This is a genomic window from Mycobacteroides sp. PCS013, assembly GCF_049532645.1.
Lineage (GTDB): Bacteria > Actinomycetota > Actinomycetes > Mycobacteriales > Mycobacteriaceae > Mycobacterium > Mycobacterium gwanakae.
Window position 1 is genome coordinate 3,867,640 of the sequence record NZ_CP150131.1, and the last position, 16,697, is coordinate 3,884,336.

Consider the following 16,697-nt stretch of genomic DNA (forward strand, 5'->3'; position numbering starts at 1 on the left):
GGCGCAATGTCGCTGACCGCACCCCCGGACGAGCCCCAGCCCGCACCCGTGTCCGGTCTGCGCAAGGTGGTCGCCGCATCAATGGCGGGCACCGTCGTCGAGTGGTACGAATTCTTCCTCTACGCCACCGCCGCCACCCTCGTCTTCAACAAGGTCTTCTTCCCCGCGGTGCAGGCCGGAGGCAATGACCTCGACAACATCATCAAGGCATTTCTCACCTACGCGGTAGGGTTCGTCGCCCGGCCCATCGGCGGAATCGTGTTCGGGCACTTCGGGGATCGCTACGGACGCAAGCACCTCCTGCAGATCGCGATCGTGCTGGTCGGCGTGTCCACCTTCCTGATGGGCTGCCTGCCGACCTTCGCACAGATCGGCTATGGGGCCCCGATCCTGCTGGTGGCGCTGCGATTCCTGCAGGGTTTCGCGGTCGGAGGGGAATGGGGCGGCGCCGTGCTGCTGGTGGCCGAACACTCCCCCGACTCGCAACGCGGGTTCTGGTCGAGCTGGCCGCAGGCGGCGGTACCGCTGGGCAATCTGCTGGCCACCCTGGTGCTGCTCACGTTGTCGTGGACCCTCTCCGATGCCGCCTTCCTGGCCTGGGGCTGGCGCGTCGGATTCTGGCTGTCGGTCGTGATCGTGGCCATCGGGTACTACATCCGCACCCGGATATCCGATGCGCCGATCTTCCAGGAGGCGCGCAAGGAGATCGAGCAGAACAAAGCCGGTTCGTACGGCGTCGTCGAAGTGTTCCGCCGCTACCCACGCGGGGTGTTCACCGCCATGGGGCTGCGGGTGGCCGAGAACATCCTCTACTACATGGTGGTCACCTTCTCGATCACCTATCTCAAGGTCGAGCTGCACATGGATACCAGACGAATCCTGTTGCTGCTCTTAATCGCTCACGCGGTTCAGGCGATCGCCCTGCCGATCGTCGGCCGGTACACCGATATCGTGGGGCGACGTGTGCCCTACGCATTGGGGGCCCTGCTGGCGGCGGGATGGGGCTTCATGGCGTTCCCGATGTTCAACACCCGGGACGAATGGGTGATCCTGGCGGCCATCGTGATCGGTCTACTGGTGCACTCGCTGATGTTCGCGGGGCAGCCGGCCATCATGGCGGAGATGTTCCCCACCCGTATGCGCTACTCCGGGGTGTCGGTGGGTTATCAGGTGACCTCGATCTTCGCCGGATCACTGGCCCCGGTCATCGGCACCGCACTGCTGAGCAAGTACCACAGCTGGGTGCCGGTGGCTATATATCTGGCCGCCGTTGCCCCCATCACGCTCATTGCCGTCTGGGCGCTGCCGGAGACCAGGGGCAGCTCGCTGCATGCACTGGATGCTGCCGACAGGGCGCGCGCCTGACGCTAGGTTGGACCCATGGCGACCTATGGCTGGATCGGTTTGGGGAACATGGGCGGCCCGATGGCCGCGAATCTGGTGGCGGCCGGGCACACGGTGCGCGGTTTCGATCTCTCGGGTGACGCACTGGCTGCCGCGGCGGCCAACGGTGTGACCGCGGTGGACGAGATCGCCGAGGTGCTGGCGGGCGCCGAAGTGGTGTTCACCATGCTGCCCAAGGGTGAGCATGTCCGCTCGGTGTTCGAAGGTCCCTACGGCATCTGGGAAAACGCTTCGCCATCAACGCTTCTGGTGGACAGCTCAACCGTCGACATCGAAACCTCGCGGTACTGTCACGCCGAATCGGCGCGCCGGGGGTTCCGGTTCGTCGACGCCCCGGTCTCCGGCGGGATCAGCGGCGCGCAGGCCGGCACGCTGTGCTTCATGCTGGGCGGAGATTTGGAAAATTCCGGCGCGGCAACCGATTACATCAAACCGATGGCCGGGCGGGTGATCCACGCCGGTGACGGTGGCGCGGGCGTGGCCGCGAAGATCTGCAACAACATGATGCTGTTCATCGACATGATGGCCAATTCGGAAGGTTCACAGCTGGCCGAGCGGCTCGGCCTGGATCCCAAAGTTTTCTGGGAGATCTGTTCGGTGTCCTCGGCACGATCCTGGGCGCAGCAGACCTGGTACCCGGTGCCGGACATCATCGAATCCGCCGCCGCCAACCGGAACTTCGATGCCACCTTCACGGTCGACCTGGCGCACAAGGATGCACGCCTGGCGCTGGCCGCCGGTGAGGCCACCGGTGTGAAGCTACCCGCCGCGACCATGGTGACCGAGCAGTTCCAGCAGCTCATCGACGAGGGCCTGGGCGCCAAGGACTGCTCGCTGATCGTCAAGTACGCGACGCCCGACGGCTCGGCGCGCGGTTACACGCCGTGACCGGGCCGTTCTTCCCGTAGTTGCTGTAAAAACCGGTTGTACGAGGCTAATTCGTCTTCTTGCCGGGCGTCATCGGCCTCGCGTTCCTCCGTTTCGGCCTGTTCCTCACGCCGCCACCTGATGGCGAAGATCAAGGTAGTCGCGAGCGCGATCGGCTCACCGTAGGACCAGGCCAGCGCGCCCGCCACCGCCTGGTCCTTCACCGGGTCGACGGCCCACGCGGCGGGCGGATTGGCGAAGATGCCGATCAGCGGCCTGGGCGCCATCATGAGGATGACGCCGATGAACACGTGCAACGGCATTTCCACGAAGATGTCGAACATCCTGCCGAGGTTGGTCTGCCGGACCGGCAGCGGGTCGGTGGACAGGATGGGGATGACGAACAGCAGGCCGCTGGCCAAGAAAAAGATCTCTAACCCGTTATGCCCCAACCAGGTAACGGCAATGGTGTCGAACAGCTGGGATAAATACAGGCCGTAATAGCTGAACAGGAACAGCGGAATGGTGACGGCGGGATGCAACAGCATCGCGGCCGCGCGGCTGCGCAATCCGGTCAGCGCGGCCACCAGTACCCACCTGCCGGGCCCGTGGTGCGGCGTCGAGCGCAACAACAGCCGCCCCGGTGAGCCCAGCACCAGCAACGGCGGCACCAGGATCGACAACGTCAGCTGCTGGAACATGAACGCGCTGAACAACCGAAATCCGTAGCGGTCTATCGACAATCCCATGACCGCGCCCAGAATCAGGCACCCGGACAGGAAGCACGCGGTTGACCACCACGGCCAGCTGCGGCCCATCCGGCGCAGCCGAAGCACGCTCAGCAGGTACCACCCGGCCAGCAGCGCCGCTACAACAGGAAGCACCGGAATGGCGGGCGGGTTCCAGGCGAACAGTGACCACACTGTCGGCGGTTCGGCGGGGATTGTGGCCAGCCCGCTGAGCCACCTCACGTCGTTCATTGATTGAATTATGCGCATATTTGAATGAACTGGCCATCCGGGTGCCGAACCAGGCGTTCATCGGCAGTTCGGATCGCCGCTAGCCAAACGGCGTTGGTTCACAGCTTTGGTAGCTAGGGTGCGCCACGGGCGGGGCAAACCAGAGGAGGAACGATGGCTGTATCCGTCAATCTCGAGAAGGCACTCGACAAGGCCTACGAGAACAAGGACCTCAAGGACGTCCTCGACGCTCCCCCGTCTGCTCTCGCTGGTCTCACCGAGAAGCACGACGCCGCACTCAAGGAAGCCCTGAACATCTCGACCGTGCGCGAGCTGGGCACCAACAAGTACATCGCACTTGCTGCCGCGCTGGCGGCTTTGGAGAGCAAGACCGGTTAAACCGTTGGCCGAGAAGGCATCTACGAACGCCAGCCGCTACGTAGATGCCTTCTCGTCATCAGCCTCGCAGCGCCTCCGCCAACGGCTCCAGCACCGCTGTGTCGTACGGCGGAGGCAAGTAGATGATCGCCACGTCGAGCCCCTCGGCCCCTAGCGCGGCTGCCTCATCGACAACCTTCGCGTAATCGCGATCCTCGCCGAGCCGAATGTGGGCCGAGAGCGTGATCTCAGCCGGATCCCGGCCGATGTCGGCGCAGTGCGCGGCCAGCACATCGCGCTTGCGCGCGAACTCCTCGGGCGGTCCGCCCACGAAATTCCAGTGCTGCGCGTACTTGGCGGTGATCCGCAACGTGCGCTTCTCGCCGCTGCCGCCTATGCAGATCGGCGGGTGTGGTTTTTGCGGCCCCTTGGGCTCGTTGCGAGCGTCTTTGAGCTGATAGAACGTGCCGTCAAAGCTCGTCGTCTCCTGGCTCAGCAGACCGGTGAGCACCTCGCAGGCCTCTTCGAACCGGTCGAATCGCTCCTTGATGCTGCCCAGTTCAATGCCGTAGGCGCCGGATTCCTCCTCGTTCCAGCCGGCGCCGATACCGAGTTCGAGGCGACCACCGGACACGATGTCCAACGCCGAGGCCATATTGGCCAGCACGGCCGGATGCCGATAGTGGATACCGGTCACCAGCACCCCGACGCGCAGCCGCCGGGTGGCCTGCGCGAGCGCGGTGAGGGTTATCCAGCCCTCCAGACACGGCCCGGTGGAATCCGAGAAGATCGGATAAAAGTGATCAAAGGTCCAGCCGGACTCGAAGACGTCGATCTCGTCGGCCACCTTCCAGATGGCCAGCATGTCGTCCCAGGTGGTGTTCTGCGGAGATGTCTTGAATGCGAAGCGCATTGCACAACCCTATGCAGGATCCACCTGGAGTGTCGACCAGATACGAACTACCCCAGCCGCTGCTTGAGCGCGTCGAACTCGTCCTTGACGCCGCTAGGCAGCTTGTCGCCGATGAACTCGAACCACTCTTCGATGAGCGGCAACTCCGCGAGCCACTCATCGTTGTTCACCGCGAGCGCCTCGGCCACATCGGCCTCCTCGACGTCCAACCCGGCCAGGTCCAGGTCCTCGACGCCTGGAACGGTGCCGATCGGAGTGGATACACCGTTGGCGCGGTGCTCGATCCGGTCGACGATCCACTTGAGCACCCGGCTGTTCTCGCCGAATCCGGGCCACAGGAAGCGTCCGTCATCGCCACGGCGGAACCAGTTCACGAAGAACACCTTGGGCAGCTTGGACTCGTCGGCCTGCTTGCCCACGTTGATCCAGTGGTTCAGGTAGTCGCCCACGTGGTAACCCATGAAGGGCAGCATCGCCATCGGGTCGCGGCGCACGGTGCCGACCTTGCCCTCGGCGGCCGCGGTCTGCTCCGAACCCAGGGTGCCGCCGATGAACACGCCGTGCTGCCAGTCCCGGGCCTCGGTCACCAGCGGCACAGTCGTCTTGCGGCGGCCGCCGAACAGGATGGCCGAGATCGGCACACCCTGCGGGTCATCCCACTCGGGAGCCAGGATGGGGCACTGCGACATCGGGGTGCAGTAACGCGAATTCGGATGCGCCGCTTTGGTCTCGGTCTCCCGCAGAACCCAGTCCTGACCCTTCCAGTCGATCAGGTGCTCGGGCTCGCCCTCCAGACCTTCCCACCACACGTCGTTGTCGTCGGTACGTGCGACGTTGGTGAAGACGGTGTTGCCGGCCTCGATGGTCTTCATGGCGTTGGGGTTCGAGCTCCAGTTGGTGCCCGGAGCCACGCCGAAGAAGCCGAACTCCGGGTTGACGGCGTACAGACGGCCGTCCTTGCCGAAGCGCATCCAGGCGATGTCGTCACCCAGAGTCTCTGCGCGCCAGCCGGGGATGGTCGGCTGAATCATGGCGAGGTTCGTCTTACCGCAGGCCGACGGGAAGGCCGCGGCCACGTAGTAGGCCTTGTTCTCCGGCGAGATGAGTTTGAGGATGAGCATGTGCTCGGCGAGCCAGCCCTCGTCATGGGCCATCGCCGAGGCGATGCGCAGCGAGTAGCACTTCTTGCCCAGCAGCGCGTTACCGCCGTAACCCGAACCGTACGACCAGATTTCACGGGATTCGGGGAAGTGGGTGATGTACTTGGTGTCGTTGCACGGCCACGGCACGTCTTCCTGACCGGGCTCCAGGGGGGCACCGATCGAGTGCAGCGCCTTGACGAAGAATCCGTCGTCGCCCAGCTTCTCCAGAGCGGCGGCACCCATGCGGGTCATCACCCGCATGGAGGCAACGACGTACTCCGAATCGGTGATCTCCACACCCAGCTTGGGGTCCTCGGCACCGAGCGGGCCCATGCAGAACGGCACCACCCACATGGTGCGTCCGCGCATGCTGCCCCGGAACAGCTCGGTCATGGTCGCGCGCATCTCGGTGGGGTCCACCCAGTTGTTGGTGGGACCGGCGTCCTCTTCACGCTCCGAGCAGATGTACGTCCGCGATTCCACCCGGGCGACGTCCGACGGGTCCGACAGCGCCAGGAACGAGTTGGGGTGCTTCTCGGAGTTGAGCCGCTGGAAGGTGCCCGCGTCCACTAGTTGCTGAGAAACGCGCTCGAACTCTTCATCGGAACCATCAGCGAACACGACCCGATCAGGTTGTGTCAGCTCAGCGACCTCGCGGACCCAAGCGAGCAATCCGGCGTGTTTCGTCGGAGCGTTGTCAAGACCGGGAATGGTCGCTGCTGTCATCGAGAGCATCTCCTCGTTGAGCCGGGTGAGGTACGCAGTTGCCGCACCGGCGCTGGTCGGAACCTAGATATATGAGGTTAGCGCTGGCGCTATTCAGCGTGAAACGGGGTTGGTACGTATCCATCAATAACAAGCGAGCTTCGGCCAGTACTCCCCGCGGTACAACCCCAGCCCATTTACTTACCGCCGACGCGACCGTGCTCGATGAGCTCCCAGTGCGCACCCGCACCGCGGGCCCAGGTCTCATACGTGCCGTCCGCCCCGAACGTGGTCACCTTGTCGGCGATACCGTCCTCGTCGATGTCGGACACCACCGATAACCCGTCAGGTTCATGCAGCGTGACGGTGTCGCCGATGCCGTCATGGTCGGTGTCGATGAGGTCTGTTCCGAGGTCCACCAGACCGCCATCGGTGGGCAGGTACATGTGGTGATCGACGTGCAGATCGGGGCTGAGCGCATGGCCTGGTTCGTGCACCCCTTCACCTGGCCCCCCAAGGCCCACATGGAAACCCTGGTCAAAACCATCGATCATGTCTCTGCCTAACCCTCGCGCGCGCGGCCTATCGATCTATTCTCGGCTGTCCCCGCGATCGCGTCCAGCCGTTCGGTGACCGCCGTTAACGCTTTATGTACGGAGGGCAGGTCGCGGTTGCGCAGCGCCGTTGCGCGCGCGGTGTTCATAGCGGCCTCACGCAGCTCGGAATCGATTTGCCCGACCCGGGCGGCCAGCTTGTCGTTCTCACGTTCGTCGATCTCGACCAGATCGGCGTTGAGCCTGGTCTCCACCTCCAGCACCCGCGCGGCGACCCACTGCTCCAAGTACGCCCGCAGCTCTCCCGTGGTGTCTCCCAACCACCGGTCCAGCACCGTCCGATCGTGCAGGAGTCCCCGCACCGCGACCAGCCACACCGCGATGCAGGCACCGGCGATGAGGCCCACCGCCAATCCCGCCGGCGCCAGGCCGGGACGCGCATACGCCACCAACCGGGACACCGTCAACGCCGCGCCCAGCCCGAAGAACACCCCGAACAGCGCCATCATCCGGGTCTCCAGCCGACGTGATCGCACCGAAGGATCGGCCGCTTCGGGCGGCACCGGACGATTCGCGCTGGGGCGCGGTGCCGCCCAGCGTTGGGTTACCTCGGCAGAGATCTCGGCCAAGTGTTCCTCGGTGCCCTGTTCCACTTCGGCCACCACCTCGGCCGCCCGGCGCCGCACCCGATCACCGAAGCCGGGCACATCACGGCGCTTCAGTTCGGCGATGTCCTCGCGCAGCTCGCCGGCCACCGAGCCCACCCGCTTGCGCGCGAAGTACAGCAGCGTCATGCGTGCCTGCGCGATGCGGTTGCGCAACGCCAAGGTCCGTTCGGACTTACCCGAACGCGTCCGCCGTACCGCCGCCTGCCGCTGATTGCGCAGTTCGTCCGCGCGTGCACCCTCCCCGGCCTCCGGCGGCACATTCAGCATTCCCTGCAGACGAGTCGCCCAGGCACGCAGCCGGTTTCGCTCGGCCAGGGCAGGTTCCTCACGAACCCTGCGCACCGCCCGCACCAATTCGTCGAGTCCCGCCGCCGTGCCACGCGTCGAGACCCCCAGCCAGGTGACACTGCTGAACCGCGAGTCATGCTCGGCCAGGATCTCCCGATTCCGGTTCATGACCTCACGCCAGGACTGGTGCACATCGATCTTGGAAACCACCGCGACAAGCGCATCGGTGTTGGCGGCGGCCAGCTGAATCAGACCGCAGTCCGACGGTGTGAGCGGTGCGGTTCCGCTGCACACGAAAACCACCGCCGAGGGCGCCTGCCCGTGCTGCAGCTCCTCAGGCTCGACGATGCGCACACCCGATATGCGTGAGGACAGCTCGGTGGCCAGGGTGCTCGCGCCGGCCAGCCAGCTGCCGGTCACCATCACGGCGTCGTGCACGTGCACGCCGAGCGGACCGAGTGTGGGGTCTACCGCCAGCACCAGCTCGTCGACCCGCTTGTCGGTAGGAGTTGTCACGCCCGGCCCCCCGCCAGCCGCCACAAGCGCAGCGATCCCCGCACGATGTCCGTGCCCATTGCGGCGTATGTGGCATTCACCGGTCCGGCGGCGAATCGCTGCCAGTGTTCGGCGCGGTAGCGGTGATCTTCTGGATGATCGCTCAGCTCCACCGTCAGGCCCGCCGCCGTCGCGGCATCCACCGCACACTGCATCGCCGCGACCACCACATCGTCACTGGTCAAGAAGGCGTCGATCTGCACCGGCAGAACACCCGTCACGCCGATCCTGCGGAGTTCGGCGAGCACGGCGCGCATTCGGCGGTACCAGCCCTGGGCAATGGCCGCGCGAATCGCGTTCACCACCGCATCGATGCCCGACAGGTCGCGCAGCAGTGCGGCGAGTCCCGGGGCCGCCAGGGTGGGAACCTGCCGAAGCGCCCCGATCGCGCACCCCATCGGGTACAGGTCCAGTTCATGGAGCAACCGCTGCCTCATCGAAACCGGCACCTGGTGTGTGCCGGTGACGAAGGCATCGACGGAGCTGGTGTCCGCGGGGTCCCCGACCATCAGTTTGAGGGCCTCGACCATGGCTTCATCGATATCCGCCAGCGGAACGTGCGCCGATAACGGCAGTGTCGGTACCCGCGTCTCAAGGCGGTACTGGGCGCACCTCTCCACAGCAGCGGTCCAGGGGCCGCGAGCGGCGCCGGGATCGGTCAGATCTGCCTTGTTGAGAATCAGCACCTTGGGTGCGTGGGATGCCTCCAGTACCGCGCGGTCCTCGGGCTTGAGCGCCTCCGCGAACACCACCACGTCGACGTCAGCCGTGATCGGTTCCGACGGGATTGGCACCTCGATAAGCGCATGCCCCGGCCCGTCCGCTACCGGCAGGGTGCGTCCCAACGCGCCGATCACGCTGGTGACGCCCACACCGGCCCGGCCCCGGACGGTAACCCGAAGAGGGTCTCCCGACCGCACCGCCAGATCGTGAATCCGCTGGCCGCCGTGCACCTGGCGAACCTCAGGACGCGTGACGAACCGGTCGAGCGCTCCCCGGAAGACCTCGAACCCCCGCGTCATTGCTTTGCAGACCCAATCTCATCGCGCTTACGGAAATGCTCACATTGTCACCCGATCCGATGGAGGGTTCCACCCTGGTAGGCAACTGTTGAGTATCAATATGCGCTGGGATTATGGGATCCGCCGCCCATGAGTGACCATGGGAAGATGCGTTATGACGGCCAGGAGCCGGGCTGTGTGGCATCTGAAACAGCCACCGACGAGCTCCCTGGGACCGGCGGTGTCGATTCCACTGCCGGTACGGATGGCCGCGACCACCACCCCCGCCGCGTATCCAGCTTCCGTTCACGAGGGTCATCGCTGTCCGACGGCCAGCAGAAGGCCTGGGACAAATCCTGGCCGACCTATGGGCGCGTCGCCCGGGAAGCCGACGGCACCTGCCCACCGCTGGAACCTGCGGCCTGGTTCGGCCGCACTGCGCCCTTGATTCTTGAAATCGGCTGTGGCACAGGCACATCCACCGCCGCGATGGCATTAGAAGAACCACAATTCGATGTGCTTGCGGTGGAGGTATACCGCAAGGGCCTGGCGCAGTTGCTCTCGGCGATCGATCGTGAGGGCATCGAGAACATCCGGCTGATCCGCGGCGACGCCCTGGACGTGCTGGAGTACCTGCTGCCGTCGGGATCGCTGACCGCGGCGCGGGTGTTCTTCCCGGACCCCTGGCCCAAGGCCCGCCACCACAAGCGGCGGCTGCTCCAACCGGGCACCGTGGCACTGCTGTCGGACCGCCTCCGGCCGGGCGGCACCCTGCATGTGGCCACCGATCACGCGAACTACGCCCAGCACATCGCCGAGGTGGGCGATAACGAGTCCACGCTGCGGCGTCTTGAGCTCGACGATCCGCGCATTCCCGTCTCCGTGAACCGGCCCACCACTAAGTTCGAGGGGAAAGCGCACACGGTCGGCAGTGCGATCAACGACTTCGTCTGGGAGCGATTGTGAGCCTCGCCGAGGACTTGGAGCGCCCCAACACCGTGGACGAGACGGCCCACCGACGCCGGGTGCTGCGAGTACTGCTGGTGTGGGACGCACCCAACCTCGACATGGGCCTGGGCGCCATCATCGGCGGCCGCCCCTCCGCGGAGAACCGGCCCCGGTTCGACGCCCTGGGCCGCTGGCTGCTCGAACGCACGGCCGCCTATTCGGCGGATCACCCCGATTGCCTCGTCGAACCCGAGGCCACCGTGTTTACCAATATCGCGCCGGGAAATGCCGACGTGGTGCGCCCATGGGTCGAGGCGCTGCGCAATGTTGGGTTTGCGGTATTTGCCAAACCCAAGATCGACGAAGACAGCGACGTCGACGTCGACATGCTTGCTCACATCGAGCTACGGTCCGACGAAGGCCTGGCCGGGGTGCTTGTGGCCTCGGCGGATGGTCAGGCTTTCCGGGAACCGATGGAGAAAATCGCCGGTGACGGGGTGCCCGTCAGTGTGCTGGGATTTCGCGAACATGCGAGTTGGGCGCTAACCTCGGATACTCTGGAGTTCGTCGATCTCGAGGACATACCCGGAGTTTTCCCCCGAGCCTTACCGCGGGTGGGTCTAGATTCGCTCCCCGACGAAGGCGCCTGGTTGCAGCCATTCCGACCCTTGTCGGCGTTGCTGACGTCCAGGACATGAAAACCGGCGCGTGAGAGACGCTAGTTAGGAGATTCTGTGTTCGCCTGGTGGGGCCGAATGGTGTACCGGTATCGGTTCATCGTCGTTGCCGCGTTCGTCACGGTCTGCCTGGGTTCCGGGCTTTTCGGGATAACGCTCGGCGACCACGTGACGCAGAGTGGCTTCTTCGCGGACAACAGCGAGTCGGTGAAGGCCTCCGTGATGGCCGACGACGCGCTCGGACGCGACCGGACCACCCACGTCGTCGCCGTCATCGCAGCCCCCGAGGGTAAGACGGTCGACGATCCCGCTTTCCAGAAGAAGGTCATCGACCACTTCGACCAGCTTCAGAAGGACAACCCCAACGAGGTCTACGGCTGGGCCGGCTGGTTGCGCGCCCCCACCACCACAGACCCCACCGTCAAACGGATGGTCACCGACGACCGTAAACACACCTTTGTCTCGGTCAGCCTCAAGGGCGACGACGACGACACCATCCTCAACAACTACAAAGCGCTGTCTGATCCGGATAAGGACCACGACCCCGCCAAGAACAGGTTCCTGCTCGACGGCGTCGACATCCAGCTGGCCGGCCTGCAGCCCGTGGCCAGCGAGCTGACCGGAACCATCGGTACCGACCAGCAGCGCATGGAGGTGCTGTCGCTCCCGATCATGGCGGTCGTGCTGTTCTTCGTTTTCGGTGGTGTGATCGCCGCGGGCCTGCCGCTGATGGTCGGCGGTCTGACCATCGCGGGCGCACTCGGCATCATGCGGCTGATCACGCTGTTCGCCCCCGTGCACTTCTTCGCTCAGCCGGTGGTCACGCTCATCGGCCTGGGTATCGCCATCGACTACTCGCTGTTCATCGTTAGCCGCTTCCGCGAAGAAATCGCCGAGGGTTACGACACCGAAACCGCGGTCCGGCGCACCGTCATCACCTCCGGCCGCACCGTCATGTTCTCGGCCACGCTGATCGCGGCCGCCCTGATGCCGATGCTGATCGTGCCGCAGCAGTTCCTGAGGTCGCTGACATACGCCGGTATCGCCTCGGTGCTACTCGCCGCGATTCTGGCGGTCACCGTGCTGCCGGCGTGCCTGGGTGTTCTCGGGCGCCATGTCGATGCCCTGAGCATCAAGCGGTTCAGCCGCACCAAGTCGCGCGAGGAGCTGGAGAACGGCTTCTGGGGACGCACCGTCGTCTTCGTGATGCAGCGGCCGCTGGTCTTCGCCGTTCCGATCGTCATCGTGATGCTGCTGCTGATCATCCCGCTGGGCAACCTCAAGCTCGGCGGATTCAGTGAAAAGTACTTGCCGCCAACGAATTCGGTTCGCGTAGCTCAAGAGGACTTCGACAAGCTGTTCCCCGGGTTCCGTACCGAGACCATCACCATCGTGACCAAGGGCGCCACGGATTCGCAGCTCAACCAGATCCGGGCCGACGCCATGAAGGTTCCCGGGTTCGTCGAACCTGGCGGAGACAAGAGCCAGATGTGGCAGCGCCGCCAGTCCGTCAAGACCGACGGCGACGCCAGCGTCAAGGTCATCCAGAACGCCCTGATCAACCGTGATACCGCCGGGGCCAAGGTCAAAGAGCTCCGCGCGATGTCCGTTCCCAAGGGCGTCACGATGTATGTCGGTGGTACTCCCGCCCTCGAGCAGGACTCGATCGACACCGTGTTCGACAAGCTCCCGCTGGTGATCGTGATCCTGATCAGCGTCACCACAATCCTGATGTTCCTGGCGTTCGGCTCACTGGTCTTGCCCATCAAGGCAGCCGTCATGAGTGCCTTGGGCCTGGGTTCGACGATGGGCATCCTGACCTGGATATTCGTCGACGGACACTTCTCCAAGTGGCTGAATTTCACTCCGACACCGCTGACCGCGCCGGTGATCGTGCTGATCATCGTCGTCATCTACGGCCTGTCCAGCGACTACGAAGTGTTCCTCATGTCCCGCATGATCGAGGCGCGGCATCAGGGCCTGTCCACCACCGAGGCTGTGCGCGTGGGTACTGCCAACACCGGGCGGATCATCACCGCGGCCGCGTTGATCCTGATCGTGGTGGCCGGCGGCTTCGCCTTCTCCGATCTGGTGATGATGAAGTATCTGGCCTTCGGTCTCATCGCCGCCTTGATCCTGGACGCCACCGTCGTCCGCATGCTGCTCATCCCGGCGGTCATGAAGCTGCTCGGCGACGACTGCTGGTGGGCACCGGCCTGGATGAAGCGCATCCAGGTGAAGCTCGGCCTCGGCGAGGTCACCCTGGCCGACGAGCGCAAGCGCCCGACCGGACGCGAGCAGGCCATCGCGGCTGCCAGTTCTCCGGTCGGGTCCAACGCACGCACCACCAAGCTGCAGATCGCCTCCGAGCGCACCCGGTTGCCCTCGACACCCACACCGCGCCAACATGATCCGTCCGCACCGGCGCGGCCCACTCCGCCACCTCCCGCTCCTCCGACCACTCCGGTCAACATCGCGAGCGACGACAGTGGGGACGCCCCTGCGACAACGCGGATGTCGGTGCCCGGCAAGAACGTTGCGCCTACCGACGCGCCCACCACGCGCGTGCCTGGCGGCAATCCGACCGGCCCGGACGCTCCGACCACCCGCAGCAGCGTCCCCGGCGCTCAGCGCCCGGCCCCCCGGAACGCCGATCGGGAGATCGAATCGTGGCTCGGCGAGCTGCGCGGCCCCAAGCAGCCCGGTTCTGCCCCGGCCGAGGCAGGCGACGCGACCACCGCGATTCCTGTCGCGAAGCCCAACCCTGCCAATGGCACCTCGGGTGAGGATGCGACAACGGCAATGCCTGTCGCCAATCCCGACGCCACTCGACAGGGACCGCCGCGGGCACCCCGTCCGTCACGGGCCCAGCAGACCGCGCCGCCGTCCGCCGACGCGACGGAAGCATTGCCTGCGTCCGATCAGAAGCGCACGCCGCAACAGCAACAGGAAGCGGACGAGGCCACTCGCCGCAGCCGTGGTGGCAGTGTCAGCGCGCAGGATCTGCTACGCCGCGAGGGGCGCCGCATCTAGCGCCGCCCCTGCCACCGGCAGCTGGAATTACTTCACAGGCATCTTCGATACGGATTGCTCATCGCGCGTTGCGTATTCGCGTGCGTACAGCGTGCCGCCACCCAGGAGTAGCAGCCCGGTGACGATGAAAGCTCCAATACGGGCGATGCCGTCGAGAGTGGCCAGGTCGAAGAGGAACAGCTTGGCAACGGCCATCGCTGCAAGCACGAATCCCGTTCTGGTGACCCAGCTCTGATCACGGTAGCGCCGTAGGCCCGCCAGCAGCAGCGTCACGGAGACGACCATCCAGGACACCGTCGCCAGACCATGTCCCAGCAGGAAACCATCGTTGTTGCCCAGCAACGCGGTGCCGGAGAGCACAACAGCCGCGGTCCCCGAGTACAGAATCGATACCCCGGCCAGCACGCCACGCGCCGGAGCGGACTGCGGGCTCGCCCAGCCGACCCGATGCATCGCCGCCATCACCATGCCGACCGTGGCGGCACTCAGCACGCTCGCCACGATCAACAGCGGACCCGCACCGCGCACGGCGCTAGCCGAGTTGGTCAGTAGTTCCGGGGGTACGTACGCGATGTAGGCCGCACCGCCCAGCACACCGAACGCCTGCCCGAGCGCCAACGAAATACGTTCCCTCAGTTGATATCCAAGGGCAGACAGGGTCAGTGCAAGCACCAGCAGCACCACCACGAGCAGGGCGTCCCGGGCGCCCTGGACCGATGCCTGCAGCAGCGCCAGCCCCGCCACCGAGGCCATGGTGATGCGCGCATGTATCGGAAGGCCACCCACCAGCAGCAGCACCGCACCCATCACTGCGGCGACCCCAACCGGCATCAGCACGCCCAACGGCCACACCGGGAGGAACAGGGCACCGTAGAGGCCGGGTGTGCAAGCAACCGCGATCATCACCGACGAGGTGAGATCACCCTCATCTCCGGTAAGCAGCCACAGCGACCCCACCAGGGTGACCAACAGTGCCAGCACCGCCATGATGAGCAAGACGTGCGGGTGCTCCTCCCCTGCCGCGGCACCAATCGCGCCCAGCAGCGTCAAGCTGACGCCCACGGTCCGAAAAGCATGCAGTACTGGCCAATTCCGGCCAATCTGGGCAGGCAGACTCGCGATCAGTAGCACCAGTGCGAAAGCTGCAAGTTCAACGGTAAAACCGTTGGTGAGGATAGGCGCCAGCACCGTGATCGCGCCGACCACACCCGCCGCAAAGGGTTGAGAGTTCCACTGCCGCGCCAACACCAGGCCCGCGCCCGCGATGGTCAGCCCGAGCGCCAGTCCCGCAATCACTGGAATCCGGTGATAGATCACCGTGAGTGCCAGCACATCAAAGTACCCCGCCGCGAATCCTGTTGCTGCGGTGGCGATACCACCGACACGGCCACCAGGTCTGGATTGCACCCGGATGCCAAGGGCAACCAGACCCGCGGCAAGGACGGCGCCAGAGGCCATGCGCGGGATCGGACCGAAGTACCCGCTCTTGGCGGCGAGGACCAGGAGCATCACCACACCCGCGAGTGTCACCACCGCGCCCGCGAGGGCCATTGCCTTGCTGGCGAATCCTTCACGTGCCCAAAATGACTCCCGCGGCAGGGGCGTGGTAGGCACCGGGGCCTGAACGGGCCGCGCGGGAGCAGCCACCGGAGTGTGTCTCGCGGGTACCGGTGCAGCCAGCGGAGGCGCCCCCTGAGCGCGCCGGTAGTCATCCCAATACCGCTGCGCCTTGAGATATTCGGCCTGAGTCCATTCGACCATTCGGCCCCGCAACGCATCGAGCTCCGCACGCAGGGCGCGCTCACGCCCGTCCAACTCATCAAGCGCGGCGGTCATCTGCTGCAGCTGTGGATCTGTCATGCCTCTGAGCGTCGCGGCTACGGGTCCCGTAGTGAACACGTAGACCTACCTCGATGGGTAGGGGTTTCTCACGCCGTTAGGTAGCGCTACTCAGCACCACGCATCCGGTCCGGCGCATCCGCCGCCACGTGACCCAGATACGCGGTGTACAGGGTCCGGGAGGCAAAGGACTCCTGCTCGCCCCACGGCAGTTGCGGCCTGGTGACGAGCAGCGAGGCAACCCCATGCGTGGTCGCCCACAGTTGCAAGGCCGGTTCCAGGGTATTGCCCGGCGGGAACAGTTCCTCGTCGACGAGTTCCTGAACAACGCCGCGAAGATGCAAAAAGGCTGAACTGTTGAGTATCTCGTCAGATTCGATACCCCGCCGTGGTGGTCGGGTGGTCGCGAACCGGTACATCAACGGGTTCTGCGCGGCGAAGCGCACATAGGCCAGGCCCAGTGTGTGAAGACGTTCCACCCCGGCAGCGATGTTGGACGTTGCCCGCTGCAGTGCCTCACCGAGTTGCTCGAAGTACCTGGAGCACAGCGCGTCCGCCAACTCGTCGGTGCTCGAAAAATGCCGGTAGAAAGACGGCGCCGTGATGCCCAGCGCCCGCGTCAATTCACGGGCCGACGGGGCCCGGGCCTCGCCCGATCTGCGGATGAGATCCATTGCCGTATCGATGATCTGCTGTCGCAGCAGCCAACCCTGCCCCCGGGGCAGGCGCTTTCTCGGTGCGGTTGCGTTGTTTTCGTCATCCATGT

Annotated in this window: 14 protein-coding genes; 6 read left to right on the plus strand and 8 right to left on the minus strand. The window is 65.3% G+C overall.

All coding sequences use genetic code 11. From position 1 onward, the window contains the following. The first annotated feature begins 6 nt into the window (after positions 1-6). Together RHO23_RS19280 and mmsB are read left to right on the plus strand one after the other, a co-directional pair. Complete coding sequence (locus RHO23_RS19280) at positions 7-1,365, plus strand: MFS transporter (protein WP_423488213.1); 1,359 nt, start codon at positions 7-9, stop codon at positions 1,363-1,365. Positions 1,366-1,380: 15 nt separating this feature from the next. After that, a complete protein-coding gene (mmsB, locus tag RHO23_RS19285; protein ID WP_423488214.1) occupies positions 1,381-2,292 on the plus strand; it encodes a 3-hydroxyisobutyrate dehydrogenase in 912 nt (303 codons plus the stop codon). Here the strand turns inward: mmsB and RHO23_RS19290 are convergent. Then, complete coding sequence (locus tag RHO23_RS19290; protein ID WP_423488215.1) at positions 2,280-3,251, minus strand: cytochrome c oxidase assembly protein; 972 nt, start codon at positions 3,249-3,251, stop codon at positions 2,280-2,282. The genes mmsB and RHO23_RS19290 overlap by 13 nt on opposite strands. A gap of 153 nt (positions 3,252-3,404) precedes the next feature. Here RHO23_RS19290 and RHO23_RS19295 point away from each other — a divergent pair, with 153 nt between their 5' ends. Beyond that, positions 3,405-3,629, plus strand: coding sequence for a hypothetical protein (locus RHO23_RS19295; protein WP_064409876.1), 225 nt, complete (start codon positions 3,405-3,407; stop codon positions 3,627-3,629). Between the two features lie 58 nt (positions 3,630-3,687). Here the strand turns inward: RHO23_RS19295 and RHO23_RS19300 are convergent, their stop codons facing one another. The 5 genes from RHO23_RS19300 to RHO23_RS19320 form a co-directional block, all read right to left on the minus strand. Then, positions 3,688-4,521, minus strand: coding sequence for an LLM class F420-dependent oxidoreductase (locus RHO23_RS19300; RefSeq protein WP_057965497.1), 834 nt, complete (start codon positions 4,519-4,521; stop codon positions 3,688-3,690). Positions 4,522-4,568: 47 nt separating this feature from the next. Next, on the minus strand, positions 4,569-6,389 hold the full coding sequence (locus RHO23_RS19305; RefSeq protein ID WP_423488216.1) for a phosphoenolpyruvate carboxykinase (GTP): 1,821 nt from the start codon (positions 6,387-6,389) through the stop codon (positions 4,569-4,571). Between the two features lie 176 nt (positions 6,390-6,565). Next, positions 6,566-6,922 (minus strand): DUF6802 family protein, encoded by a 357-nt coding sequence (locus RHO23_RS19310; RefSeq protein ID WP_057969253.1) that lies wholly within the window; start codon positions 6,920-6,922, stop codon positions 6,566-6,568. 8 nt (positions 6,923-6,930) lie between these two features. After that, positions 6,931-8,394, minus strand: coding sequence for a hypothetical protein (locus RHO23_RS19315; protein ID WP_423488217.1), 1,464 nt, complete (start codon positions 8,392-8,394; stop codon positions 6,931-6,933). Continuing rightward, entirely contained in the window at positions 8,391-9,455 is a 1,065-nt protein-coding gene (locus RHO23_RS19320) for a hypothetical protein (RefSeq protein ID WP_070922315.1), read from the minus strand. Before RHO23_RS19320 ends, RHO23_RS19315 begins: the two co-directional genes overlap by 4 nt. 129 nt (positions 9,456-9,584) lie before the next feature. Between RHO23_RS19320 and trmB the strand changes: the two genes are divergently transcribed. The 3 genes from trmB (at position 9,585) to RHO23_RS19335 (ending at position 14,092) form a co-directional block, all read left to right on the plus strand. Further along, positions 9,585-10,400, plus strand: coding sequence for a tRNA (guanosine(46)-N7)-methyltransferase TrmB (gene trmB / locus RHO23_RS19325; RefSeq protein WP_423488218.1), 816 nt, complete (start codon positions 9,585-9,587; stop codon positions 10,398-10,400). A gap of 101 nt (positions 10,401-10,501) precedes the next feature. Beyond that, positions 10,502-11,080, plus strand: a complete 579-nt coding sequence (locus tag RHO23_RS19330; protein ID WP_234796974.1) for an NYN domain-containing protein — start codon at positions 10,502-10,504, stop codon at positions 11,078-11,080. Positions 11,081-11,116: 36 nt separating this feature from the next. Beyond that, a complete protein-coding gene (locus RHO23_RS19335; protein WP_070922316.1) occupies positions 11,117-14,092 on the plus strand; it encodes an MMPL family transporter in 2,976 nt (991 codons plus the stop codon). A 27-nt stretch (positions 14,093-14,119) separates the two neighbouring features. On the opposite strand, the gene RHO23_RS19340 is transcribed toward RHO23_RS19335, so the two are convergent. Together RHO23_RS19340 and RHO23_RS19345 are read right to left on the minus strand one after the other, a co-directional pair. Next, positions 14,120-15,952 carry a DUF2339 domain-containing protein gene (locus tag RHO23_RS19340; protein ID WP_412457839.1) on the minus strand — a complete coding sequence of 611 codons (1,833 nt, stop codon included), beginning with the start codon at positions 15,950-15,952 and terminating at the stop codon, positions 14,120-14,122. A gap of 86 nt (positions 15,953-16,038) precedes the next feature. Then, the gene (locus RHO23_RS19345; RefSeq protein WP_030097344.1) at positions 16,039-16,695 is read right to left on the minus strand and encodes a TetR/AcrR family transcriptional regulator; all 657 of its coding nucleotides are present in this window, start codon (positions 16,693-16,695) and stop codon (positions 16,039-16,041) included. Positions 16,696-16,697 lie beyond the last annotated feature (2 nt).

Bases quoted from the DNA above. Each gene is read 5' to 3' on its own strand.
- RHO23_RS19280 (WP_423488213.1), top strand. From the start codon at position 7: ATGTCGCTGACCGCACCCCCGGACGAGCCCCAGCCCGCACCCGTGTCC.
- mmsB (WP_423488214.1), top strand. From the start codon at position 1,381: ATGGCGACCTATGGCTGGATCGGTTTGGGGAACATGGGCGGCCCGATG.
- RHO23_RS19290 (WP_423488215.1), bottom strand. From the start codon at position 3,251: ATGAACGACGTGAGGTGGCTCAGCGGGCTGGCCACAATCCCCGCCGAA.
- RHO23_RS19295 (WP_064409876.1), top strand. From the start codon at position 3,405: ATGGCTGTATCCGTCAATCTCGAGAAGGCACTCGACAAGGCCTACGAG.
- RHO23_RS19300 (WP_057965497.1), bottom strand. From the start codon at position 4,521: ATGCGCTTCGCATTCAAGACATCTCCGCAGAACACCACCTGGGACGAC.
- RHO23_RS19305 (WP_423488216.1), bottom strand. From the start codon at position 6,389: ATGACAGCAGCGACCATTCCCGGTCTTGACAACGCTCCGACGAAACAC.
- RHO23_RS19310 (WP_057969253.1), bottom strand. From the start codon at position 6,922: ATGATCGATGGTTTTGACCAGGGTTTCCATGTGGGCCTTGGGGGGCCA.
- RHO23_RS19320 (WP_070922315.1), bottom strand. From the start codon at position 9,455: ATGACGCGGGGGTTCGAGGTCTTCCGGGGAGCGCTCGACCGGTTCGTC.
- trmB (WP_423488218.1), top strand. From the start codon at position 9,585: ATGAGTGACCATGGGAAGATGCGTTATGACGGCCAGGAGCCGGGCTGT.
- RHO23_RS19330 (WP_234796974.1), top strand. From the start codon at position 10,502: ATGGGCCTGGGCGCCATCATCGGCGGCCGCCCCTCCGCGGAGAACCGG.
- RHO23_RS19340 (WP_412457839.1), bottom strand. From the start codon at position 15,952: ATGACAGATCCACAGCTGCAGCAGATGACCGCCGCGCTTGATGAGTTG.
- RHO23_RS19345 (WP_030097344.1), bottom strand. From the start codon at position 16,695: ATGGATGACGAAAACAACGCAACCGCACCGAGAAAGCGCCTGCCCCGG.